Annotated in this window: 30 protein-coding genes and 4 pseudogenes; 15 read left to right on the top strand and 19 right to left on the bottom strand. The window is 64.9% G+C overall.

Annotated elements, in window-relative coordinates; translation table 11 throughout:
- From GNX96_RS01445 to GNX96_RS01420, 9 genes and pseudogenes are all read right to left on the bottom strand, one after another.
- Positions 1 to 1,133, bottom strand: a 1,133-nt coding sequence (locus GNX96_RS01445; protein WP_390623879.1) for an ATP-binding protein, incomplete at its 3' end; no start/stop codon positions are given.
- On the bottom strand, positions 1,037 to 1,366 hold the full coding sequence (locus GNX96_RS47860) for a biotin carboxylase N-terminal domain-containing protein (protein ID WP_279579028.1): 330 nt from the start codon (positions 1,364 to 1,366) through the stop codon (positions 1,037 to 1,039). The genes GNX96_RS01445 and GNX96_RS47860, both read right to left, overlap by 97 nt.
- Positions 1,367 to 1,386: 20 nt before the next feature.
- Positions 1,387 to 1,827 (bottom strand): acetyl-CoA carboxylase biotin carboxyl carrier protein, encoded by a 441-nt coding sequence (gene accB / locus GNX96_RS01440; RefSeq protein WP_163566703.1) that lies wholly within the window; start codon positions 1,825 to 1,827, stop codon positions 1,387 to 1,389.
- The gene (gene accA, locus GNX96_RS01435) at positions 1,824 to 3,095 is read right to left on the bottom strand and encodes an acetyl-CoA carboxylase carboxyl transferase subunit alpha (RefSeq protein ID WP_279579027.1); all 1,272 of its coding nucleotides are present in this window, start codon (positions 3,093 to 3,095) and stop codon (positions 1,824 to 1,826) included. Before accA ends, accB begins: the two co-directional genes overlap by 4 nt.
- Entirely contained in the window at positions 3,044 to 3,529 is a 486-nt protein-coding gene (locus GNX96_RS47855; RefSeq protein ID WP_279579026.1) for a carboxyl transferase domain-containing protein, read from the bottom strand. The genes accA and GNX96_RS47855 overlap by 52 nt, the downstream gene beginning before the upstream one ends.
- A gap of 5 nt (positions 3,530 to 3,534) precedes the next feature.
- A complete protein-coding gene (rfbB, locus tag GNX96_RS01430) occupies positions 3,535 to 4,920 on the bottom strand; it encodes a dTDP-glucose 4,6-dehydratase (RefSeq protein WP_390623878.1) in 1,386 nt (461 codons plus the stop codon).
- 33 nt (positions 4,921 to 4,953) lie between these two features.
- Positions 4,954 to 5,154, bottom strand: a pseudogene (locus GNX96_RS62125) (sugar phosphate nucleotidyltransferase); the annotation flags it as partial.
- A pseudogene (locus GNX96_RS62120) lies at positions 5,147 to 5,599 on the bottom strand (sugar phosphate nucleotidyltransferase); the annotation flags it as partial. The pseudogenes GNX96_RS62120 and GNX96_RS62125, both read right to left, overlap by 8 nt.
- 36 nt (positions 5,600 to 5,635) lie before the next feature.
- Positions 5,636 to 6,847, bottom strand: coding sequence for a cytochrome P450 (locus tag GNX96_RS01420; RefSeq protein WP_163566701.1), 1,212 nt, complete (start codon positions 6,845 to 6,847; stop codon positions 5,636 to 5,638).
- A gap of 127 nt (positions 6,848 to 6,974) precedes the next feature.
- On the opposite strand from GNX96_RS01420, the gene GNX96_RS47850 reads away from it, so the two are divergent.
- The 10 genes and pseudogenes from GNX96_RS47850 (at position 6,975) to GNX96_RS01390 (ending at position 13,200) form a co-directional block, all read left to right on the top strand.
- The gene (locus tag GNX96_RS47850) at positions 6,975 to 7,262 is read left to right on the top strand and encodes a hypothetical protein (protein WP_279579051.1); all 288 of its coding nucleotides are present in this window, start codon (positions 6,975 to 6,977) and stop codon (positions 7,260 to 7,262) included.
- A complete protein-coding gene (locus tag GNX96_RS01415; protein WP_279579024.1) occupies positions 7,144 to 7,917 on the top strand; it encodes an LLM class flavin-dependent oxidoreductase in 774 nt (257 codons plus the stop codon). Before GNX96_RS47850 ends, GNX96_RS01415 begins: the two co-directional genes overlap by 119 nt.
- Entirely contained in the window at positions 7,914 to 8,036 is a 123-nt protein-coding gene (locus GNX96_RS47845) for a hypothetical protein (RefSeq protein ID WP_279579023.1), read from the top strand. Before GNX96_RS01415 ends, GNX96_RS47845 begins: the two co-directional genes overlap by 4 nt.
- Positions 8,033 to 8,626: pseudogene (locus tag GNX96_RS47840) on the top strand (aminotransferase class I/II-fold pyridoxal phosphate-dependent enzyme); the annotation flags it as partial. The gene GNX96_RS47845 and the pseudogene GNX96_RS47840, both read left to right, overlap by 4 nt.
- The gene (locus tag GNX96_RS47835; protein ID WP_279579046.1) at positions 8,590 to 9,258 is read left to right on the top strand and encodes a DegT/DnrJ/EryC1/StrS family aminotransferase; all 669 of its coding nucleotides are present in this window, start codon (positions 8,590 to 8,592) and stop codon (positions 9,256 to 9,258) included. The pseudogene GNX96_RS47840 and the gene GNX96_RS47835, both read left to right, overlap by 37 nt.
- Before the next feature lie 134 nt (positions 9,259 to 9,392).
- Positions 9,393 to 9,755 (top strand): hypothetical protein, encoded by a 363-nt coding sequence (locus tag GNX96_RS47830; protein ID WP_279579022.1) that lies wholly within the window; start codon positions 9,393 to 9,395, stop codon positions 9,753 to 9,755.
- The gene (locus GNX96_RS47825; protein ID WP_279579021.1) at positions 9,689 to 10,156 is read left to right on the top strand and encodes a glycoside hydrolase family 18 protein; all 468 of its coding nucleotides are present in this window, start codon (positions 9,689 to 9,691) and stop codon (positions 10,154 to 10,156) included. The genes GNX96_RS47830 and GNX96_RS47825 overlap by 67 nt, the downstream gene beginning before the upstream one ends.
- Positions 10,141 to 10,335, top strand: coding sequence for a glycoside hydrolase family 18 protein (locus tag GNX96_RS47820; RefSeq protein WP_279579020.1), 195 nt, complete (start codon positions 10,141 to 10,143; stop codon positions 10,333 to 10,335). The genes GNX96_RS47825 and GNX96_RS47820 overlap by 16 nt, the downstream gene beginning before the upstream one ends.
- A 126-nt stretch (positions 10,336 to 10,461) precedes the next feature.
- On the top strand, positions 10,462 to 12,126 hold the full coding sequence (locus GNX96_RS01395) for an ABC transporter substrate-binding protein (RefSeq protein WP_163566698.1): 1,665 nt from the start codon (positions 10,462 to 10,464) through the stop codon (positions 12,124 to 12,126).
- A gap of 441 nt (positions 12,127 to 12,567) precedes the next feature.
- Positions 12,568 to 13,200 carry a tetratricopeptide repeat protein gene (locus GNX96_RS01390; protein ID WP_279579019.1) on the top strand — a complete coding sequence of 211 codons (633 nt, stop codon included), beginning with the start codon at positions 12,568 to 12,570 and terminating at the stop codon, positions 13,198 to 13,200.
- A 150-nt stretch (positions 13,201 to 13,350) separates the two neighbouring features.
- Here the strand turns inward: GNX96_RS01390 and GNX96_RS47815 are convergent, their stop codons facing one another.
- The 7 genes and pseudogenes from GNX96_RS47815 to GNX96_RS66995 all read right to left on the bottom strand — a co-directional run bounded on the left by GNX96_RS47815 (position 13,351) and on the right by GNX96_RS66995 (position 16,616).
- Entirely contained in the window at positions 13,351 to 13,524 is a 174-nt protein-coding gene (locus GNX96_RS47815) for a hypothetical protein (RefSeq protein WP_279579018.1), read from the bottom strand.
- A complete protein-coding gene (locus tag GNX96_RS01385) occupies positions 13,502 to 14,377 on the bottom strand; it encodes an NAD-dependent epimerase/dehydratase family protein (protein ID WP_279579017.1) in 876 nt (291 codons plus the stop codon). The genes GNX96_RS47815 and GNX96_RS01385 overlap by 23 nt, the downstream gene beginning before the upstream one ends.
- Positions 14,377 to 15,075, bottom strand: coding sequence for a glycosyltransferase (locus GNX96_RS01380; RefSeq protein WP_279579016.1), 699 nt, complete (start codon positions 15,073 to 15,075; stop codon positions 14,377 to 14,379). Before GNX96_RS01380 ends, GNX96_RS01385 begins: the two co-directional genes overlap by 1 nt.
- Positions 14,978 to 15,415 carry a UDP binding domain-containing protein gene (locus GNX96_RS47810; protein ID WP_279579015.1) on the bottom strand — a complete coding sequence of 146 codons (438 nt, stop codon included), beginning with the start codon at positions 15,413 to 15,415 and terminating at the stop codon, positions 14,978 to 14,980. Before GNX96_RS47810 ends, GNX96_RS01380 begins: the two co-directional genes overlap by 98 nt.
- Positions 15,369 to 15,749 carry a hypothetical protein gene (locus tag GNX96_RS62115; RefSeq protein ID WP_390623877.1) on the bottom strand — a complete coding sequence of 127 codons (381 nt, stop codon included), beginning with the start codon at positions 15,747 to 15,749 and terminating at the stop codon, positions 15,369 to 15,371. Before GNX96_RS62115 ends, GNX96_RS47810 begins: the two co-directional genes overlap by 47 nt.
- Positions 15,750 to 15,879: 130 nt before the next feature.
- Positions 15,880 to 16,374: pseudogene (locus GNX96_RS62110) on the bottom strand (nucleotide sugar dehydrogenase); the annotation flags it as partial.
- On the bottom strand, positions 16,371 to 16,616 hold the full coding sequence (locus GNX96_RS66995) for a hypothetical protein (protein ID WP_452124454.1): 246 nt from the start codon (positions 16,614 to 16,616) through the stop codon (positions 16,371 to 16,373). The gene GNX96_RS66995 and the pseudogene GNX96_RS62110, both read right to left, overlap by 4 nt.
- A gap of 270 nt (positions 16,617 to 16,886) precedes the next feature.
- On the opposite strand from GNX96_RS66995, the gene GNX96_RS66990 reads away from it, so the two are divergent.
- Positions 16,887 to 17,171 (top strand): hypothetical protein, encoded by a 285-nt coding sequence (locus tag GNX96_RS66990; RefSeq protein WP_452124453.1) that lies wholly within the window; start codon positions 16,887 to 16,889, stop codon positions 17,169 to 17,171.
- Positions 17,172 to 17,289: 118 nt separating this feature from the next.
- Here the strand turns inward: GNX96_RS66990 and GNX96_RS01365 are convergent, their stop codons facing one another.
- The 3 genes from GNX96_RS01365 to GNX96_RS01355 all read right to left on the bottom strand — a co-directional run bounded on the left by GNX96_RS01365 (position 17,290) and on the right by GNX96_RS01355 (position 19,819).
- Complete coding sequence (locus tag GNX96_RS01365; RefSeq protein WP_163566694.1) at positions 17,290 to 18,222, bottom strand: glycosyltransferase family 39 protein; 933 nt, start codon at positions 18,220 to 18,222, stop codon at positions 17,290 to 17,292.
- Positions 18,223 to 18,288: 66 nt separating this feature from the next.
- Positions 18,289 to 18,759 carry a GtrA family protein gene (locus GNX96_RS01360; protein WP_163566693.1) on the bottom strand — a complete coding sequence of 157 codons (471 nt, stop codon included), beginning with the start codon at positions 18,757 to 18,759 and terminating at the stop codon, positions 18,289 to 18,291.
- Between the two features lies 1 nt (position 18,760).
- Positions 18,761 to 19,819 (bottom strand): methyltransferase, encoded by a 1,059-nt coding sequence (locus GNX96_RS01355; protein ID WP_163566692.1) that lies wholly within the window; start codon positions 19,817 to 19,819, stop codon positions 18,761 to 18,763.
- A gap of 125 nt (positions 19,820 to 19,944) precedes the next feature.
- On the opposite strand from GNX96_RS01355, the gene GNX96_RS01350 reads away from it, so the two are divergent.
- The 4 genes from GNX96_RS01350 to GNX96_RS01335 are packed head-to-tail and all read left to right on the top strand — an operon-like array spanning position 19,945 to position 21,925.
- Positions 19,945 to 20,895: an ABC transporter ATP-binding protein gene (locus GNX96_RS01350; protein ID WP_279579013.1), complete on the top strand. Its 951-nt coding sequence runs from the start codon at positions 19,945 to 19,947 to the stop codon at positions 20,893 to 20,895.
- A 25-nt stretch (positions 20,896 to 20,920) separates the two neighbouring features.
- Positions 20,921 to 21,208: an ABC transporter permease gene (locus tag GNX96_RS01345; RefSeq protein WP_163566691.1), complete on the top strand. Its 288-nt coding sequence runs from the start codon at positions 20,921 to 20,923 to the stop codon at positions 21,206 to 21,208.
- A complete protein-coding gene (locus GNX96_RS01340) occupies positions 21,190 to 21,699 on the top strand; it encodes an ABC transporter permease (protein WP_163566690.1) in 510 nt (169 codons plus the stop codon). Before GNX96_RS01345 ends, GNX96_RS01340 begins: the two co-directional genes overlap by 19 nt.
- A gap of 4 nt (positions 21,700 to 21,703) precedes the next feature.
- Positions 21,704 to 21,925 carry a hypothetical protein gene (locus GNX96_RS01335; protein ID WP_163566689.1) on the top strand — a complete coding sequence of 74 codons (222 nt, stop codon included), beginning with the start codon at positions 21,704 to 21,706 and terminating at the stop codon, positions 21,923 to 21,925.
- Positions 21,926 to 21,949 lie beyond the last annotated feature (24 nt).

Below are 21,949 nucleotides of genomic sequence, written 5' to 3'. Positions count from 1 at the left end.
CATCCCAGCAAAAACGTGCGATTCCCAGCACCGCGATGCAGGCCGACGTACGCAACGCGAACAGCCGCCGCCAGGCTGAAATGTCCGGCCGCGATGACGACCCCCGCCGAGCAGGATGGCACGGCGTTCCCCGAGAATCCGGTCTCCCACCCAGCTGCCCGGCATGGACAGGACGAAGACCGATCCAAGGTAGACGCCGAACAGCGCGGCAGCCTCGCCGGCAGGAAGGCCCAGCCCGCCGGAAGCGGTCGGCGTGTCCACCCTGGTAAACGGGCCGCCCGGCGGCACGAAAAAGGGTCCACGAGCCCGGCGGTGGGGAGGAAATCCCGGTCCGGGTCCTCCGCGTTGACCCGGCATTCCAGCGCTACTCCGCGCGGCACCACGTCCTGCTGCCGGAAGGACAGCGGGCTGCCGGAGGCCACTCGCAGCTGCTCGGCGACAATGTCGATGCCGGTGGCCATCTCGGTGACCGGATGTTCCACCTGGATCCGGGAATTCACCTCGATGAAGTAAAAATCTCCCTTGTCGTCGACCAGAAATTCGAACGTACCGGCGCCGACATAGCCGCAGGCGCGAGCACCGCGGACGGCTGCCGCGCAAATGTTCTCGGCCAGCCCCGCCGGCAGCCCGGTGGCCGGCGTCTCCTCGATCAGCTTCTGCCGGCGGCGTTGCACCGAACAGTCCCGCTCCCCCAAGCTGACCACATTCCCGTGGTGATCGGCCAGAATCTGCACCTCGACATGCCGAGTGCTCTCCAGGAAACGTTCGACATAGACGCGACCATCGCCAAATGTCGCCTGCGCCGCGGCACGGGTAGTCGCGTACGCACGGGCCAACTCACGGCCAGCGCGCACGACCGCCATTCCCCGCCCGCCACCGCCGGCAATCGCCTTGATGATGACCGGATATCCGATCCGCTCAGCGATTTCCTTGGCCTCCAAACCATTTTCGACAGCCCGCGAGCTACCCGGCAGCACCGGCAGGCCGGCCGCCGAGGCCACCTCGCGGGCCTGCGCCTTGTCGCCCAGCCGGCTCATCACGTGTGCGGGCGGGCCGATGAAAATGAGTCCCTGCGCCTCGCACATCTCGGCGAAATCGGGATCCTCGGAGAGGAAGCCGTAGCCGGGATGGATCGCGCGTCGACGCCGGTCCGCAACGCGGCTTCCAGAATAGCCGGAGGGTAAAGATAGCTGCGCCGGGACGGCGCGGGTCCAATGTGGACACACTCGTCGGCGAGACGCAGCGCGGGCGAGTCGCGATCAGCGGTGGAATGCACCATCACCGTACGTACGCCCAGCTCACGGCAGGCACGGGCGACCCGCAACGCGATCTCACCGCGATTGGCGATCAGAACAGCCGAGAACATTGTCATCCTCCAGAGGGAAATCAGGCCGCCGGAGCGATCACGAACAGCGGCTGGCCGTATTCGACGGACTCCCCGTCGGGCACCAGGACCCGGACCACCCGGCCGGACCGGTCCGCCTCGATCGGGTTCATCAGCTTCATCGCCTCCAGGATCGCCACCTGCTGGCCCTCCTGCACCTGGTCGCCCTCTCGAACGAACGGGTCGGCGCCGGGTTCGGGCGAACGGAAGAAAGTGCCCACTGTCGGCGCACAAATCGACTCGGCCGGATCGGTCGTCTCGGCCGCCGGAGCTTGCTCCACCACCGCGACCGCGTGCTGAACAGAGGTGGCCTCTGGCCGTTCCACCTCCACGGTGATGTCGCCGGCTCGCAGGCGTACGCTGCGGACCGGACCGCGGGTGCCGTCCAGGATTTGTACGGCATGGCGGCAAAGCTCTTCGAGTAGCTCGGGCGAGTCGGTCATCGAGGGTCTCCGTTGTCTGCCAGCTGTCCTTGAGGGGCGCCAAATCGGCGGAATCGCTGCCGCCGGTCCGCCACCAGCCGCGCCGCATCGAGGTCGGCGAGCTCCCGGACCGCGGCCGCGACCACCGACCGCACCAGCGACATCGTCTGCACCGGGTCGGTGTGCGCACCGTCCGGTGGCTCGGCGATGACACCATCGACGATGCCGTACGCCAGAAGTTCCCTTGCGTGCAGGCGTAGAGCCGCGGCCGCCCGGCCGACCGTGTCTTCCCTGGTCAGTTCCGGGCCTTTCCACAGGATCGCCGCGCAGCCCTCCGGACTGATCACCGAATAGACGGCGTTTGACAGAGCGAGCACGCGATTTCCCACTCCTAGGGCCAAAGCACCGCCGCTGCCGCCTTCGCCGGTAATCACCACGACGACCGGCACCGGCAGCGCGGACATCAGCCGCAGGTTTTCCGCGATCGCCCAGGCCTGGCCGCGTTCCTCGGCCTGGATCCCGGGATCCGCGCCTGGCGTGTCGATCAAAGTCACCACCGGCAGCCCGAGTTTGGCTGCCAGCCGCATCAACCGGGCCGCCTTGCGATAGCCGGACGGTGACGCCATCCCGAAGTTCCGCTGCACTCGCTCTCTGGTGTCCCGGCCTTTTTGGTGTCCTATCAGGGCAACTGGCCGACCGTGCAGCAGGCCAATGCCGCCGACGATCGCCGGGCAGTCGCCGCTCACCCGGTCGCCGTGCAGTTCCAGGAACTCCTCCAGCATGAAGGTCGCGTACTCGTCAGCCGTCGGCCGATCGGCGTGCCGGGCCAGTCGTACGGCCGCCAACCCATCGCGCTCGGGCAGCCGTGCCGGATCGGTGATCACTGGTACGGCCGGCTCCGGCGCCGCTTGCGGACGTGACTTCGGCTCGTGCGCCGACAAAAGCCGGGCGATCGTCCGCCGCAGCGCCGGCCGCGGCACCACGCTGTCCACCAGGCCCTGCCCCAGCAGAAATTCGGCTGTCTGGAATCCCGCCGGCAACTGCTGGCCGGTGGTCTGCTCGATCACCCGCGGGCCGGCGAAACCCACCCGTGCACCTGGTTCGGCCAGGATAACGTCGGGGAGGGTGGCGAAAGAGGCCGCGACTCCACCGTATGTCGGGTCGGTCACCAAGGCCATCGTGAGGATGCCGGCCTCATCGAGCATCGCGATCGCCTGGCTGGTTTTCACCATCTGCATCAGCGAAAGCGCACCCTCCTGCATCCGCGCACCGCCCGAAGCGGTGACCAACAGGAAAGGCGTGCGCTCGCGAACGGCGGTCTCGGCGCGACAGTGATCCGCTCTCCGACACCACTTCCCAGGCTTCCACCGAGGAAGCGGAAGTCCATCACCGCCGTGATCACCCGGCGGCCGTCAATCTCACCGCGTACGCACACCACTGCCTCGGTCAGGCCGGTACGTTCGCGCGCCTCTCGCAGCCGGCGCGGATACGGTTTGCTGTCCACAAAACCAAGCGGATCCTCGACCGCGTCGGCCACCTCGATTTCGGACCAGCCAGGATCAAGCAGCTGCTCGATGCGCTCGGGCGCGGTCAGCTTCCCATGCATACCGCAGCCCGGACAGACCTGCAGCGATCGGGCATAGCGGCGGGCATAGACGATTTCTCGGCATTTCAGGCAGCAGATCCAGTCCAGATCGGACACGGCCGCGACGACGGCGGTCATGGCGGTCACCAGCCCCGCGGGAAACGGAAGTGGTCCTCGCGACGAGGTTCCCACCAAGCCGGGTTGTCCCGGTACCACTGAACCGTCTCGGCCAGCCCAGCGCCGAAGTCGACCTCCGGCCGATATCCGAGCTCGGTACGGATTTTGCTGTCGTCCAGGGAATAGCGCAGGTCATGGCCCATGCGATCGGGGACGTGCTCGACCTGGTTCCCGTCCGCTCCACACAGCTCGACCAGCCTCCTGGTGAGGTCCGCGTTGGTCATCTCGACCCCACCGCCAATGTGGTAGACATCGCCGGGCGTGCCACTTTCCAACACCAACTGGACAGCCCGGCAGTGGTCGTCAACGTGCAGCCACTCGCGGACGTTCCGGCCATCACCGAAGAGCGGCACCTTCTGCCCTTCCAGCAAGTTGGTGATAAAGAGCGGAATGACCTTCTCCGGGAATTGGTACGGTCCATAGTTGTTCGAACAGCGAGTGACCATCACCGGCACCCGGTGGGTGCGAAAGTACGCCAAGGCGAAGTGGTCACTGGCCGCTTTCGAAGCCGCGTAGGGGGAATTCGGATGCAACGGCGTGTTTTCATGCCACGATCCGGAGTCGATAGAGCCGTACACCTCGTCGGTTGAGACGTGCACCACGCGGTCGATGCCGACGAGTTGGCAGCAGTCCAGAACGCTCTGAGTGCCGAGCACATTGGTTACCGCGAATTCACCGGCACTGACCAGCGAACGGTCCACATGAGACTCAGCGGCGAAGTGGACGACAGCGTCGTGGCCGGGCAACAGTTCTCGCAGCAGGCCGACATCGCAGATGTCACCCTTGACGAAAGTCAGCCGCGGGTCGCCGATCGGCAGGTTGCCGGTGTTTCCGGCATACGTGAGTTTGTCGACAACCGTGATCTGCGCGTCGACATATCCTTTGTACGATCCGGAAAGCATGCTCCGGACGTAGTGGGAGCCGATGAACCCGGCGCCGCCGGTGACCATCACCCTCATCGCTCGATCACCACCTCGGTGTTGTCGCCCAGCACCAGCCGCCGGGATGGCACGGTGTCCAGCGCGGGCCTGGAATGCACTTGGGCGTAGCGCCCGATAACCGACTTGCCGGACCGCGTCCACCCCGGACACCGTCGAGCCCTCCAGCACGATCGAGTCGGCGATATCGGTGCTGGTGATGTCACATTCCGCGCCGATCGAGGTGTACGCCCCGACAGTGCTGTCGGTGATCGAGGCCATGCATCCGATCACCGCCGGCCCGATCACCCGGGAGCGGGTGATCCGCGCTCCGGCGTCCACGATCACCGGGCCGATCAGCTCGCTCTCGTCGTCCACTTCGCCGGCGTTGGCCGGATCGATGAGATCCAGCAGCGCGCGGTTGCCGTCCAACAAGTCGGCGATCCGGCCAGTGTCCTTCCAATAGCCGGAAAACACGTGACCGCGGACCGCGGACCCGTGCTCGACCAGCCAGCTGATCGCGTCGGTGATCTCCCGCTCGTTGCGCCAACTGGGGCGGATACTGCGCACCGCCTGATGGATCGCTGACGAGAAGACGTACGCTCCGATCACCGCCAGGTCGCTGGTTGGCTGGCTCGGCTTTTCCCTCCAGTTGCAGGACCCGGCCATCGGCGTCGAGCTCGGCGACGCCGTATTCGCTGGGATTGGGGACTTTCCCGACCATGACCAGTGCGTCCGGACGGGTCGCCCAAAACTCCCGGACCAGGTGTTCAATCCCGCCGGAGATGACATTGTCCCCTAGATACATGACAAAGTCGTCGTCTTCGAGGAAATCGCGGGCAATCAGCACACAATGCGCGAGACCCAGCGGCGCTTCCTGCGGAATGTACGTGACATGCAGACCGAACCGGGAGCCGTCGCCGACCGCTCGGCGTACGTCCGCACCGTGCGGTCCGATAATGACACCGACCTCGGTGATGCCGGCATCCCGGACCGCCTCCAATCCGTGGAAGAGCACCGGCTTGTTGGCGATAGGCACCAGTTGCTTGGAAACGGTGTGCGTCAGCGGCCGCAGCCGGGTGCCGGAACCGCCGGCCAGCACGAGAGCTTTCATCGACAGATGCCTTCCAGAATGGGCAAAATTGACTGCTTACCAGGTCACCGGGATCTCGAGAAAGCTCTCCAGCAGGTGCTTCTCGTCCCGCCGGATCCGCTCGACCGGCACCGTCAGCCGCAGGTTCGGCAACTCCCGCAGCAAAGTGGCCAGAACCACTTCCAGCTCGACGCGTCCCAAAGCCGCGCCAGCGCAGAAATGGGTGCCGGCGCTGAAGGTCAGGTGAATGTTGTCCTTCCGAGTCACGTCGAAAACCTCGGGATGCTCGAAGACCGACTCGTCCTGGTTCGCCGAGTCGGCGGCCGGGATAATGCTGGAGCCAGCCGGAATGGTGACCCCGCCGACCTCTACATCCTCGGTGACATAACGAAGCATGGTCACCGAGGAGCCAACCAGCTTCCAGCGTAGGATCTCCTCGACGGCACTCTTCATGAGGTCCGGATCTTCCTGTACCAACGCGAACTGGTCCGGATGGGCGAGCATCATCGCAATGGCACCGCCAATCTGTACGGCGGTGGTTTCGTACCCGACCACCAGGACAAGCAGCCGGGACCACCAGTGCAACTCGTATTCACTGAGCCGGCCGTCGTCTTCGTCCCGGGCCGCGATCATCGCGCTGATCAGGTCGTCGGCCGGAGATTTGCGTTTGGTTTCAATGAGCTCACGCATATAGTTGTCCAGCGCGAGCCGGTTCTGCTCGGAGGAGCCACTAATCGACTTGAAAGAGCTGGTCCAGACCCGAAATCTCTGCTGGTCCTGGACCGGCACGCCCAGTAACTCGCACACCACCCGGATAGGCAGTGGATAAGCCAAAGTCTCATTGAGATCGGCCGGCGGGCCTTGCCGGACCAGATCGGCGACCAGCTCATCAGCGATCTGCTGCACTCGCGGACGCATCCGCTCCACCCGGGTAGCGGTCAGCGCCTTCATGACCAGTCGGCGGATCCGAGTGTGCTCTGGCGGGTCCGGATCCATTCTGGGGTCCTGGAAAAGCTTGTTCGTCTTGCTGATGCGGGCCGCGCCCGGCCGGTTGAGATTGCGGCTGATCCGGGGATCGGCGAGCAGCGCGCGTACGTCCGCATACCGCGTCACCATCCACGCCTGGTCGCCGCTGGGCAGCAGGACTTTCACCACTGGTTCGGCACGCAGGTCGGCCAGTTCCTTGGGCTGCTCCAGAGGCGCTGGCCGGTGGAACGGGTACGGGCATCCAGTCGCGGCGCCCGCCAACCTGTCAGCCTGGGTGTCCATCAGACTCCTCACGCGATGTCCGGTAATGAGGCGATAGTTGCCGGCAGCGCTTGAACCCGGACCGCGCCGCACTCAAGGCTCAATCGGGCAGCGCCGGTCGACCGTTTCTCAAGGCCACGTTGAAACCATGCCGGCTAACGCTGCCGTCACCGCAAAGAAGGAGCTGAGGATGCGACTGGGCGTCAACGTCACGCATCTGGACCCGGGCATCGCGGTCGACGCGAGCGGCGCGGCTCGGCTCGGCTACGGCTGGCCCTGGTGCCAGAAGGATTTCGGGCCGACGCCGTCAGTCAGTCGTGGGCTGGTTGGCCGCCCGTACCAACGAAATCCAGCTGTCGGCCATCTGCCAGCTGCCGGTTCGTACGCCGGTCGCGATGGCGATGACGGCCGCCACCCTCGCGACCTTGTCCGGTAGCCGATTCCAGCTGGGGCTGGGAATCTCCAACTCGCACACCGCTGAGGTCTGGCACGGCGTGTCCTTCGAGCGGCCACTCGCGCGAACCAGGGAGTATGTCGACATCGTCCGGATGGCACTGGCCGGAGACGAAGTTCGTTACGCTGGCGAGCTTTTTCAGATCCCGCTGGCCGGTCGCACCGGCAACCCTTTCCGGATGCCCAGCAACACCCCCATTCCGGTTCACCTGGCCGCGGTCGGCCCACGCAACCTGCACTTGACTGGGTTGGTGGCCGACGGCTGGATCGGCGTTTTCTCTTCGCCGGAGCGGATTTCGGAGATCCTGCCGCTGATCCTGGCCGGCCGGGACGCCAGCGGGCGGCCCCGCGAATCCTTCGAGATGAACCTGACCGCTGGCGTGTCCGTTGACGACGACCCCGAAAAGGCCTCGCTCGCCCTGAAACCGCACGCGGCTCGCTTTATGAGCATCGGCCACCGGGAGAAGAACTTCTATTTTTCCGGCTGGCCGCCGGAATGGGCTTGGGAGCCGCGGCGGCCAAAGTCCAGGATCTCTATGCGGCCGGTGAAATCTCCGCTGCGACGGCAGCTATCCCCTTCGCATTCGTGGACGCCACCGGACTCATCGGCCCGGTGGACCGGATCGCGCAGAAGATGAAAGCCTACGCCGCCGCCGGTGTCACCACACTTGCCATCACCCCGTACGGCCCGGATCGCGTGTGTACGCTGGAAATCGCCGCCGAAGCGCTCCGACAGAGCGGAGTGCAGGGGTCATGACCGAAGTGCCTTTCAACCGTGCCTACTTGACCGGTGCCGAACTGGACTACGTGGGGCAGGCGGTCGACAGCGGAATCATCGGCGGCGACGGGCCTTTCACCAAGAAGGCGACCGCCCTGGTCGCTGGCCTGACTGGCGCCACCTCTGCACTGTTGACCACCTCCTGTACGCATGCTCTCGAACTTTCCGCTCTGTTGCTGGATTTGCGGCCGGGCGATGAAGTCATCATGCCGTCCTTCACTTTCACGTCCACCGCGAATGCCTTCGTATTGCGCGGCGCCACGCCGGTCTTCGTCGACATACGCCCGGACACCCTGAATCTGGACGAGCGGCTGACCGAAGCCGCGATCACCAGCCGGACGCGGGCGGTCGTCGTCGTCCATTATGCCGGTGTGGCCTGCGAAATGGCGACGATCATGGCGATCGCGAGCCGCCATCGCCTCAGCGTCATCGAAGACAACGCGCACGGCCTCGGCGGCTCGTACCACGGCCGGCCGCTCGGCTCTTTTGGCGCGATGGCGACCCAAAGCTTCCACGTGACCAAGAACGTCCAGTGCGGCGAAGGCGGTGCGCTGGTCATCGGCGACGACCGGCTGACCGAGCGGGCGGGCCGAGACATTCGCGAGAAGGGCACCGACCGGGCCCGGTTCTTTCGTGGCCAGGTGGACAAATACTGCTGGCGGGACCTCGGGTCGAGCTACCTCCCGTCCGAGCTGCTGCTGCCGCGTACCTGCTCGGACAGCTGGAATCCTTTGAGCGCATTCAGGAAAAACGCGGCCAGGTGTGGAGCGCGTACGACCAGCGGCTCGCGGTCTGGGCCTGCGAACGCGGTGTCCGGCGGCCGACCGTACCGGCCGGATGCGTTCAGCCGGCCCATCTTTACTACTTGTTGCTGCCCAATCCGGTCCAGCGAGATGATTTCCTGCGGCATCTCTCGGAGCGCGGCGTACGAGCCGTCCACCATTACCAGCCGCTGCACAACGCACCGGCCGGTCTCCGGCATGCGCGCGTCGCTCCGGGCGGTTGCTCGGTCACCGAGGAGGTCGCCGACGTCCTCGTCCGGCTGCCGCTTTTTTCGCCGGCATGGCGGCCGAAGAAGTCGATCATGTGGTCGATTCTGTGCTGGCGTACGCACCTTCACGGGTCGCTCTCTGACGTCCGGCGGTCTTTTACGAGCCTCTTGACCACCGTCGGGGTTGGCCCCTATTGTTCCGAACGGTGATGAGATTCACACACATGTTCAATGTTCATGTTTGTGAATACCGATGAAGGTGGGTCTGAGCACCAACGTCGCTGCCTTGTGAGCCGCCCGCGCACCAGGACCGTGCCGCCATTGAGCACCAGGGAGGACCCACCATGCTAGGTGTATTCCGGAAATCCGCACTCGTCGCCGGCGTCTCGCTGCTAGCGACCGCGGCTTTGGCGCTAGGTACGGGCAAAGTAGCCGTCGCCGCCCCGGCCGCTTTCCCGAGCCAATACGCGGCGCCCTATCTGGAGCTGAGCAGTAGCAGCGTCGGCGATATGGTTTCGGACCGGAACGCCTCCGGCGTCAACCACTACACGCTTGCCTTCCTGATTCCCAAGAGCGGCTGCACCGCCAAATGGGAGGACGGCGACTATCAGTGGGCACCTTCAAATCGCAAATCAACGCGTTGCAGGCAGCCGGTGGCGACGCGATCATTTCCTTTGGTGGCGCCGCCGGCGGTGAACTCGCACTGACCTGTACGTCCGCGACCAACCTTCAGGCCGCGTACGCGAACATCGTCACCACCTACAACGTGCACCGGCTGGACTTCGACATTGAGGGCGGACCGCTGGACAACAGCTCGTCGATCGCCCGCCGCGACCAGGCGCTCGCCGCCCTGCAGAAAGCCGATCCGGCCGTACAGGTCGACTACACGCTGCCGGTCGATCCGGGCGGGCTGCCCGGCAACGCGATGAACCTCTTGAAGGACGCCAAAGCCAAGGGGGTGAAGGTCGGTTTGGTGAATATCATGACGATGGACTTCGGTGACGGCGAGAACGCCCTCAACGACGCCGAATCCGCGGCCAACGGCACCGAAAAGCAGCTCGCCTCGCTGTACGGGATCTCCGCATCGCAGGCATGGCATGGAAGCTGATCGGGCTCACCCCGATCGCCGGTCACAACGACGACAACGAGAACTTCACCCAGGGCAACGCCACCACCCTGGAACAGTTCGCCGCGTCCAAGGGCGTACAGGAGCTGTCGTTCTGGGAGGTCGACTCGTACGACAAGAAGGTCGGCTACGCCTATTCGAAGATCTTCAACAGAATCTGACCCGACCAGCCCGACGCTGCCCGATGTGACCGATCACATCTGGCTGCGCCGGGCCGACGATGCTGCCCTCTTGGTTGCCTCTTTCGCCGGCGAATTTTGCCCACCGATCAGACAATCTTCTCGACCATGAGGAAGAACCCTGCCACCCGACTGATCGCCGGAATCGTTGTCCTTCTGCTCGCTGGTGGATGTGGAACAAGCGGCTCCGATCGTCCGAGCGCCGGCCAGGATCATCGCGGCGGGACCCTGCATATTCTGGACCAGTCCGATTTCGACCATCTCGACCCGGCACGTAACTATCCACCCAGCCAACTGCACCTTGAGACTCTTTACGCGCCAACACTGACGTCTTATGTCAATGCCCCCGGTCTCGCCGGCACTGAGGTCGGCGCGGACGCCGCCACCGACACCGGCCGGCCGAACGCGGACGCCACCCAGTGGAGTTTTACCCTGCGAGACAACCTCACATGGCAGGACGGCCGGCCCGTGACGTGCGCGGACTTCCGGTACGGCGTGAACCGTTCGTTCTCCGACCTGCTTCCCGGCGGCCCGACCTATCAGAAAGCATATCTGCGAGGTGGCGACACCTATTCCGGAATTTATCAGGATCCGCGCGGGATTCCCTCGGTCACCTGCAGCGAACAGACGATCACCTACCAACTGAAATATCCGGTCCCGGACTTTCGCTACGCCGTCTCCATGGGGATCTTCGCGGCCGTCCGACAGGATCGGGACACCAGAACAAAATACGACGACCAACCGTTCTCGTACGGCCCGTACATGATAAAGACCCATGTTCGCGACCAGAGCCTCACGCTGGTACGCAACCCGTACTGGGACCAAGGTCTGGACCACATCAGGAAGAACCTGCCAGATGTCCTCAGTTTCACCTTCGGGCTGAGCCGCGAGGTCATCACCGACCGGCTGATCCAGGACCGCGACACCGACCAGCAAACCATCCCGTTCGCCAACACCACAGTGTCGCCCGAGCAGCTCTCGCAGGTTCTCGGCAATCCAAAACTGCGTTCGCGAACGTTCAGCGGCTACACCGGCAGCACCTCGTTCATCGCTATCAACACGAGAAAAGTTCCGGACGTACGCTGCCGGCAGGCCTATTCGTACGCGATGAACAAGCAGACATATGTGACCGTTCTCGGTGGGCCGGCAACCGGGGACTACGCGAACACAGTCGCGGGGCCTTCGATGAAGGCCTATCGGGCGGCTCCGGCCACCGATCCGCGCGGCGACCCGGCAAAGGCCCGACAACTGTTGGCACAGGCCTCGGACTGCCCGCGAACGATCAAATACGACTATGCCCAAACGCCGGTGAGCGATCGCACGGCGGCCGCGGTGAAGGACGCATTCGCGAGGGCCGGTATCACCGTGCTGCCTACCCCCATAGCCCGCAAAGAGTTCTATTCCACGGTAGGCAAACCCGGCACCGAGGACGAACTGGTGAATACAGGTTTCATCCCCGACTGGCCATCCGGCGCGGCCCTCTATCCGCCGCTCTTTGACGGTCGGCAAATCCTTTCCGATGGAAACTCCAACTTCTCGCTGCTCGATGACCCGAAGGTGAACCAGGCGATCCGCGCCGCCGAAGCCGAGCCCGACACCAGGAAGGCCCAGACGTTGTGGGCACAGGTGGACCGGCTTGTGATGGAGTCAGCCGCGATCATTCCGCTCCAGTACGTCAAAGTCGTGATCCTGACCGGATCCAAGGTGACTGGTGCGCGCATGCACTCCGAGTATTTCGATATCAGCCTGCTCAACGTCGGCGTCACCACCTAGGCGGCGACACTGCACGGACGGTGTGGCGTCGTGGTCGAATAGCAGGGTGGCGGACGAAGCGGCTCGGGTGGTGGCGTTGTTCGACCTGCGCCGGTACGCCGAAGCCGAGCAGGTCGCGCGGCGCGGGCTGGTGGCCGAGCCGGCCCATGGGAAATTGCTGCGATTGCTCGCTCGTACGCTCGCTGAGCAGGAAAAAATACGCGGAGGCGCAGGTCGCCGCGGAGGCTGCGGTGGCGGCCGCGCCGAATGGGCCTGGTGGCTACGTCGAGATCGCGTACGTGCGGATGCGGTGTCGCGACTGGCCGGCGGCAGTGGCGGCCGCGGAGCGGGTGGTGCGGCTGGCTCCGCTGTGGGCGGGCGGATTGTCGCTGCTGGCCCAGACTTATGCCGGCGGCGGCGAGAGTGCGAAAGCGATCGAGACCGCGCGACGCGCCCCTGGCGTTGGATCCAGAAGCCGAGCAGCCGTGGCTCACCATCGCGCTGGTCGAGCGCGAACGCCGGGATTTCGGTGCGGCCACGGCGGCTTACGAGGAGGCGCTGCGCCGGGACCCGCAGTCCGCGCACGCCCATCGCGGGTTGGCCGAGCTGGCCGCGAGCCAGGGCCAGATCCGCCAGTCGCTGGGCCGCTACGGCGCGCTCGCGCGGCTGCGGCCGACCGATCACGACCCGCAGCTTTCGGCGTGGCCGGTCATCCTGGCGGCGATCGGACCATTTTGGATGCTGACCGGCCTGATGGTGCTGCTCGCGGCCACCGCAGCGGTGGCCACCTGGGCACTGCCGGCGCTGGCGCCCGCCGTTCGCGTCGGCGCCGGCTTGATCGCGCTGGCCTTGCTCATATTTCTGGGCCGTTTGTTGTTGCCGGCTGGGCGCACGCCCTATCTTGCGTTGCGCGCCACCGATCGCCGATTCCGGCGCGCACTCTATCGGGCCCTGGTGGTCGAATTCGTGCTGATTTGCTGGCTCACCGCGATCGCCGTCACCGGCGGAATTTTCGCTGCGGTGATGGGGGATCATCCTGCTTGTGCCGTACTGGCAGGCCGCGACAGTGGTGACCGCGGCCCCCAGCCGAAATGACTCCTAGAAATGCGTACCGAACCACTGCGTGACCCGATCCCGGTAAAGCGCGGTGTTGCTGGCCAGGTTTATCGAGTGGCCCGAACCCTTTAGCGTGTATGCCTGCAGGTCATGCGTACCCGCCAGACCTGCTCGTTCTTGCTTTGGGTACTAGATAGTGCCGGTGTCAACGGCCTGGACGATCCAGGGGATGACCTCGTCGAGCATGTGCTCCAGCGAGGTGGTGGCTTCGAAACCGAGGACCCGCTTCGCCTTCTCGGTGGCGGGCACGCGGCGCTGCACGTCGTACGCGAACGGCTTGTCATGGACGAACCGGAGCGGCACCTCGTGACCCCGGATCCGGTGCCACATCACCTCGGCCAACTGGCGGACCGTGGTGGATTCCGCGGTGGAAAGGTTGAAATCCTCGTTGCGGGCGGCCGGATGGGACATCGCCGTGACGATGCCGGTGGGCCAGGTCGCCGCCGTACGTGTAGTGGCGGACCTGCGATCCATCGCCGAGAACATGCAGTGGGTCCTGGCCTTTGACGATTTTCTGGACCAGGTCTGGAACAACATGACTCATCGCCAGCTCGACGTTGCCGGAAAGGATTCGCTCGTCGCCGAGGGCGCGACTTTCCCCGATGCCAACGCAGTTGAAGGGCCGGACGATTGTGTACGGCAGCTGATATTGGTCCCAGGCAGCTCGGGCGAAATATTCGACCGCGAGTTTTTGGAAGCCGTACGAGGAAAGTGGCGGCGGGACCTCGCGCTCCTGCCCTTCGTACGACGGCCAGTCGGTGGTGCTCTCGAAGACCATCGACGACGAAAGATAGGTGACCTTGCCGAGTTTTCCCTTGCGTTGCGCGGCGATCGCCGCATCGCAGGAGGCGGCGATGATCCGTTCGTTGGTAGCCAGCAGGTCGTATGCGTACGTGTGGAAATACGAGATGCCGCCGATCATCGCGGCACCGGCGATAAAATGGTCGCAGTCGGCCAGCAGGTCGGTCATCAGGTCTACCTGGGTGGCATCGCCTTCGACCAACTGGTAACGGGGATGGTCGTCGTACGACTTCGCTACCTTTCCGTATTTGGAAAAATTGTCGATGCCGACCACCGAGTAGCCTCGGCTCAACAGTTCCTCGACGACATAGCCGCCGATGAATCCGGCCGAACCGCTGACGAGAACCTTCTCCATCACGCGCCTTTCGACAGACTTCTGGCTGATCTGGCCCGGATCTGCGCGACCGACAGCCGCGGCCCGAAGGCGAACCGATACCAGCGCAGGTATTTGGGAATCCACTGGGCGATCTTGAAGTTGGACACACCGGCCTGCCGGTCCAACCAGATGGTCGGCAGCTCGGCCACCGGGCGGCGCAGCCTCTTGGCCTTGGCGATGAGCTCGATGCCGATCTCGAAACCGTCTCGGCTGTCGATGCCGACCGAACGGACGAAGTCCGTGGAATACGCCTTGAAGGAATTGGTCGCGTCGCGGGTCCCGAGATGTGCCAGCAGCCACAGCGAAAGACCGGCCCATTTCGAGATCAGGGCCTTCAGCCACGGCCCGCCGACCTGTTGGCCCCCGGGCATATAGCGGGACGCGGCCGCGACGGACACACCACGCTCGACCAGCCGGGTCAGGTCGTCGATCTGCCGGGGATCGTCGCAGCCGTCGGCCATGGTGACAACAGTCACCGGTGCGGTGGCCACCTCGATGCCGAAGCGAATGGCGTTCGCAGGGCCGCGGCCGTACGTGTTCACCGTGCATCTCAGGCCCGGCTGACCTTGCGCATATTCCTCAATGACGGCGACTGTCGTGTCGTCCGGCGCGTCCACGACCACCAGGACCTCGCAGACCAGCGTGACAGCCCCGAAAAGCCGGTCGAGGACCGGCACGATGTCCTTGCCCTCGTTGTAGGCCGGAATAACGACAGAAACCCGCGGCCGCGTCATGACGGTCACACCCGGACCCCTTGCCCATCATGTTCCACACGTCGACAACCGGCTTGTCAATGCTCAGGCCGCGATATTCTTCATGTGGAGCAGCCACGAAAATCAGGTCGGCGGCAAGCACTTCGTCCAGCGGGCGCAGGTCAAGATCAACCGTGACGTACGGGTCGGTGCACATTACCCGGGCGGCCTTGAACTTCAGAATCCGCTTGAGCTTGTAGGACAAACTCGACCGGATGTCATCCGATCGACCCTTGAACGCCATCCCCAGGATGCCGACCGTCATCGACGACAAATCGAAGCGACGCTCGACCCTGTCGACGAGATAGAGAGGCAACCCCTCGTTGATCGCCATCGCGGTGTGCCCGAGCGCGAAATTGTTGTTGTTGTTGTACGCGGCGAGCTGCATCGTGTCCTTGAAAAGACACGGCCCCGCCGCGAAAACCGGGCCCTGGCATGTCCGCCGCCCGCGGGTACTCGGCGGTCAGGCCAGCCCGGATCCGTTCGAAGTCCAGCCCACGGTCGTTGGCCATCATGTAAAGCTGGTTCGCGGTGGCGAACTTGACATATCGCCAGACATTGGTGAAAAGTTTGGCCAGCTCGGCTTCCTCTGGCGTCATCTCGACCACGCTGCCCGTCAACAGGCGGAAAAGCCGGCCGGCCCGTTTCCACGCCGCGAGCGGTCCGGCTGGAGACGATCTGCGGCAGATCGAACAGCTCGGTCATCGCCCGCCCCTCGGCGATCCGCTCCGGGCAGAAAGCCACGTCCAGTTCGATGCCGAGTCCGGCGACCATTTTCTCCACGCTCGCCGTGACCCCTGGATAAACCGTGCTGCGCAGCACGATCAGCTGCCCGTCGCGGAAATGATCCGCGCAGGCGGCCAACGCGTCCCCAATCGCGGCCTGGTCAGGATTCAGGTGCCGGTCGACCGGCGTACCGATCACCACCACAACGTGCTCCGCACTGGAAATCATCGCCGGGTCGACCGATGCCTTCAACCGATCCGCTGCCAGCACTCGCCGCAAAACATCGGGAGCGCCGGACTCGTCGAATGGCATCTGGCCGCCGTTGACGTCGCGTACGGACCTCGCGTTCACGTCGTAGATCCCCACATTCGCCCCGCGATCGGCCAGCGCGATCGCCAATGGCAGCCCGACGTGCCCGCAGCCGCCGATGACTACCACGTCACGGGCGAATTTCGGCTGGTTGCCGGACTTGGTAGGAGCTTCCAGAGAAATCGTCATGATGACCCTTTCGCAGGACCGCAGTCGTGCAGGACGAGGGCGTCCTGGGTGAAAGCGGCCGCAAACGCTGCCGGCTTGACCACCGGGCAGTGCGCCGTCACCCAACCGGCGAGCACCGGGTCAGCGAACCGGGGTGGAACTTGGCCGGGATAGACGAGGAAATAGCGGACCTGACCCTGCCGTACATACTTCCGCAGCTGGGAAAGGGTGAGCGTCGGATCGCTGCCGATGAATCCACCCATCGCCATCGCGGACCGCCCGGTTCGCAGAATGATCGGGGCGCGGCGTACTGGGAGCTGGGGACGGCGACCAGCCAGGTGGCCGAGCCCTGCCGCGCCTGGAGATAGTCGAGCATTTTGCGGTAGCTGGCTGGATCTCCGGTCGGACTACTCAGATCCTGAAACGGGCCGTTCGGATCACCGCCGAAGCCACCCTTTCCGCCGGGTCCGCCCATCCAGGTACTCGCCGGACCGGCGAGCGGGTTGGTGAAGATGATCCGCTGGAACGGTGTGATGACTGAGAAAACAGCGGGTCCGGCGAGTACGACGATGGCGGCCACGATGGCGGCGACCGGTTTCCACCGCGGCAAGAGCAGACCGACGACCGCGGCCACGGTGCCGGCGAGGACGATCCATCCCAGCCAGGGCAAGAAGGTGCTCGTACGGATCAACAGGATCGAACCCCAGAGCCCAGAAACCGCCACCATCACCGGCAATGCCCATCGCAGGGGGAAAAGTGTCACGCATCCGATCCCGACCAGGGCCGCGAGCGCCGCCGGAGCCATCGACGCCGTGTAGTACGGATGCGGTCCACCGCTGGTCGAACTCAGCACGGCGACATGCGTGAGCAGCCAGCACCCCCAGAGAATCAGCACCGCGCGGGGAAAGTCGGTCCGCGGCCGTACTCCGCGCAGGATCAGCGCCGCCACCAAAACCAGCACTGCGAGCGGCAGCAGCCACGAGATTTGGGTGCCGATGAATTCGTTGAACATCCGTCCCAGGCCCGGGTCGCCCATCCATTCGTCGCCGGACCCGGATTTCCCAGCCGGCCAATGCCGTTCGCCCCGATGGCACTGTCCAGGACCGTGTTGTTCGAGCTGCCACCGATGTACGGCCGAGCACTGGCCGGCACCGAGTCGACGATCAGCGTCCACCAGAAACTCGCTACCGCGAGGACCGCTCCGGCGGCGACCAGGTGACCAAGCCGGCGGACCAGCTTTCCGGGCGCTGCCACCAGATAGGTGAGGGCCAATGCAGGCACAATGAGATATGCCTGCAGCATCTTGGTGTTGAAGCCAAGGCCAACCAGCACGGCCGATCCCAGCAATAAGGTGAGCTTCCCGGTGCGAGTGGCCTCCAGGACTGCCCAGCCGGCCAGCACGAGGAGCAGGACGAGCAAGGGATCGGGCGTATCGTCCCGGGTGATCGCCACCGTGATCGGCGTCAGGGTCAGGACAAGGGCGGCGATCAGTGCGGCGGGAAGACCAACCGTTCGGCGTACGGCCGCATAGAGAACCGCGACCGCGGCCACCGCTTCGGCGGCCTGCGGCAACAGCAGGCTCCACGTATTAAAGCCAAATACCCGTACGCTCAGGCCGATAATCCAGAGCGCCAGCGGCGGCTTGTCCACGCTGATGAAGGAAGCCGGGTCAAGCGAAGAAAAGAAGAACGCCTTCCAGCTCTTCGTTCCGCTCAGGACCGCGGCCGAGTAGTACTGGTACGCGTCGCCGCTCGCGCCAAGGCCCCACGTGTAGAGGGCGGCCGCGAGAAACCAGGATCGCCCAGAGTGCCGGTCGGGCCCACCGCGGATCTGCCGGACGGCCCAGCAGCAATCTCCGCAGCCAACCAACGCGAACGCCGGTCGCGGCAGGAGCGGTTTTCTCGGCGGTGGTCGCCGGCGGGGAAAGGTGGGTGGTCATCGCGCGGGCTCCCGGACTGTGGTGGGAGGGACGGAAAGGTTGCGGCGGGGATGGAAAACCCAGCCGCGGAGCAGCAGAAAGCGCAGGAGTGTGGACAGTGCCGTACACGCGGCCAGGACTGCCAACTCGGCGAGTCTTGTCGCATGTGGAGCGAGCAGTTGCAGGAGCCACAAACCCAAAGTGCTGGTCGCCGGCCCCAACAGGAACGTGATGCCACCCTCGAGGTGGTGCCGGACGGCTCGCTCGGAGCCTCGATAGCCGAAGGCAAATCGCCGGTTCGCCGCGGTGTTGACCACCATCACGGCCAACACCGCCGGCACATTCGCCACCAAGGCCGGCAACACCGACCGCAGGAGCGCGTAGAGGGCCAGGTGGGCAGCCGTGCTGAGCACGCCAATCACCACGAAGACCGCCAGCTCCCGGGAAATCCCGACCCGCCGCAGCTGGGCGAGCAATCCGCCGGTCATCTCAGCTCTTGCGCCCGACGACCAGCGTGTCCACATCGGTCAACGGGATCGTGTCTGTCTCGGCGAAACCTGCCTCGATCATCAACGACCGGCAGTCGGCCGCAGTGTATTCGCTGCCACCGGGGCTGATCAGCATCATGTGCAGGCTGGTGATCAGGCTGTAGTCGTTCCGCTGCCGCTCGTCGTCAATCATCGGGTCATAGACCAGCAGATATCCGCCTGAAGGCAGAGCTTCGTACGCCTTGCGGACGAGATCCTTACGCAGGCCGGGATTCCAGTCGTGCAACACGTGACCGAAGATCAACGCGTCGGCTGTTGGCAGCGACTCGGTGAAGAAATCCCCGCCCTGGAAGGTGACCTTGCCGGCCAGGTCCAGCTTTTCCATGTGCTCGTCGAAAACTTCCCGTACGGCCGGCAGGTCGAAGACCGTCGCCTCCAGATGCGGGTGCGCCTTGACCAATTCCGCGGACAAGTTGCCGCGAGCGCCGCCGAGGTCGGCGAACGTCCGCAGCTGGCTCCAATCATACTTTTCCGCCAGCGCCGGGCCAACCAGCTGGTTGATGCCGTCCATCGCGGCCATGAAACGCCGGATCCGCATCGGGTCGGCCTGCATGTCGTCATGCATTTTCTGTTCGTCGCGTACGTCCTGGGTCACCGAGCCGACGTGCAACAGTTCGGTCAACCGGGCCCATTTCCCGTACTGCAGGTTGTGCATGATCAGGAATCCGCCGACATAGCCGGGCTTGCGGGCGTCCAGGTATGCGTCCGAAATCGCGGTGTTCTGGTAGAAACCCTGCTCGCGGCTGAGTAGGCCAATAGCCACCAGCGCGTCCAGGAAGTCGGCGGTGGCCCGCGGGTGCAGGTCCAGTGCCGAACGCAGCTCGGTCTCGGTGGCGTGTGGGGCGCGGCAGCGAGATGGGTGAAGACACCGAGTTCGACCGCACTCAGCAAAACCTTCGATCGGCAGTGGTCGAGGCCGAGCCTGATCAGCTCGGTCTTTCCGGCGATTGTCTGCTTCATCGAGCGCCTCTCCTCGCAGCGGCGGACTTTTGCGGCACATCCTGTGGCCGTGGACTCGCAGACCACTGGGCTCGCGCTCGAGGGCATGCCCTCGAGCCTGTCTTGAGGGCCTCTCCACCGATTTCTGTGACTGTGTCCGGGACCGCCCGCGGCAGGAGGATGACGTTGCCATCAGCGACCATTGAGGTCCGAGACCTCGCCAAGACCTATCCAGGAGACGTACGGGCGCTCGCCGGCGTCAGTTTCGCCGTCCCGGCCGGCAGTGTTTTCAGCATTCTCGGGCCGAACGGCGCGGGCAAGTCGACGGCGATGAAGATCCTCACCACGCTGGCCCGGCCCGGCCGGACACCGGGATCGGCCCACATTGGTGGCATCGACGTGGTACGCGACCCCCAGCAAGTCCGTCGAATGATTGGCTGTGTAGCGCAACGGTCCGGGGTGGACAGCAGCGCGACCGGTCGGGAGAACCTCACGCTGCAGGGCCGGTTACACGGCATGTCCGGCCGAAAACTCGCCCGCCGGGTCGACGAGCTGGTCGAGCAGGTCGACCTGACCGCCGCGGCGAGCCGGGTCGCCGGCAACTATTCCGGTGGTACGAAACGCAAACTCGACATCGCGATGAGCCTTATCCATCGGCCACAGGTACTTTTCCTGGACGAGCCGACCACCGGGCTGGATCCGGAGATCCGGGCCGAAATCTGGCAGCAGATCGCCGCTTTGGCGGCCATTGAACGGCTTACCGTCCTGCTCACCACGCACCACCTCGAGGAGGCGGACCGGCTCGCCGATCGGGTGGTGATCCTGGACCACGGACGCGTCGTCGCGAAAGGCAGTCCCAGCCAACTAAAAGACGACCTCAAAGGCGACGCGGTGCAGGTGGACCTGATCGAGCCGCGGGCCGTACCAGCCGCCCACCGCGCGCTGGCTGGACTCGAAGCGATCCGCGAGGTCACCATCGAAGGCTGTGCCGTACGAGCGCGTGTCGACGACGCGGCCGCGGCGGCGTCCCGCTGGTGCTCGCGGCGCTGGCCGCGGACGGTGTCAACGCCGTCTCGGTCACCGTCGCGCGACCGTCCCTTCACGATGTTTACCTGCATTACGCGAGCCGCTCGCTGAGCGAGCTGGAAGAGGAGACGACTCGATGACCGCCACGCTCACCCAGTCGTGGTTCATGACGACCAGGTTGCTGAGGTCCACCCTGCGCCAGCCGCTTTTTCTCGCCATCGGGCTGGTGCAGCCGGCAATCTGGCTGCTGATCTTTGGCCAGCTTTTCGGCCGGGTGACCGAACTCGGGGGTTTTGGCGCCACCTCTTACCTCGACTACCTGACCCCGGGCGTGCTGGTGATGATGGCCCTCACCCGCGGTGCCTGGAGCGGCGGCGCGACATGCTATTTGAGCTGGATCATGGTGTGCTGGACCGATTTCTGATCTCTCCGGTCTCGCGGGCCGCGCTGATCGCCGGTCACCTGGGCCACCAGGTGATCACCGTCATGGTGCAGGCAATGGTCGTCCTGGTGTTGGCCGTCGCCGTCGGCGCTCATCTGCCCGGCGGTTTTCCCGGCGTACTGGTGATGTTGGTGGCGGCCACCCTTATTGTGCTCTCGATCGGATCGCTGTCGATGGCATTCGCGCTGGTGATCCGGCGACCGCAGTCGCTCACCGCGACCATCCAGTTTATCCTGCTGCCGCTGGTGTTTATGAGCTCGGCGTTCATGGTTCAGCGGCTCGCGGCCGGTTGGATCACTTCGGTCGCCCGGTTCAACCCGATCGACTGGGCGGTGCAGGCTGGCCGTACGGCGCTGGCCGCGAACGCTGACTGGGGCCTGGTTTTCAGTCGGCTGGGCTGGTTGTGCGTGCTCGCCGTCGTTTGCGCGGCCGTCACGGTCCAGTCTTTCCGCGCCTACCAGCGATCGCTATGACCGGGTGGACCGAGCGGGGTCGGCCTGCTCGTACGTCTCGGTGGACCGGGACCATTCGGGTGCGGCACACGGCTCCAAAGATGAGGGTGAGATGGCCAAATTCCTGATCAGCACGATGCCCGAGACCGGACACATCTATCCAGCGCTCCCGATCGCTACCGCGCTCGCCGCCCCCGCGGCCACCAGGTCCGGTGGCACACTGGGCCTGACTTCGCCGACAAAGTAAGTCAAACGGGTGCCTCTTTCGTCC

Source organism: Fodinicola feengrottensis (assembly GCF_010993775.1).
GTDB classification, from domain to species: domain Bacteria; phylum Actinomycetota; class Actinomycetes; order Mycobacteriales; family HKI-0501; genus Fodinicola; species Fodinicola feengrottensis.
Note: the sequence above shows the minus strand (reverse complement) of the source record. Positions and strands in the feature narration are given on the sequence as shown.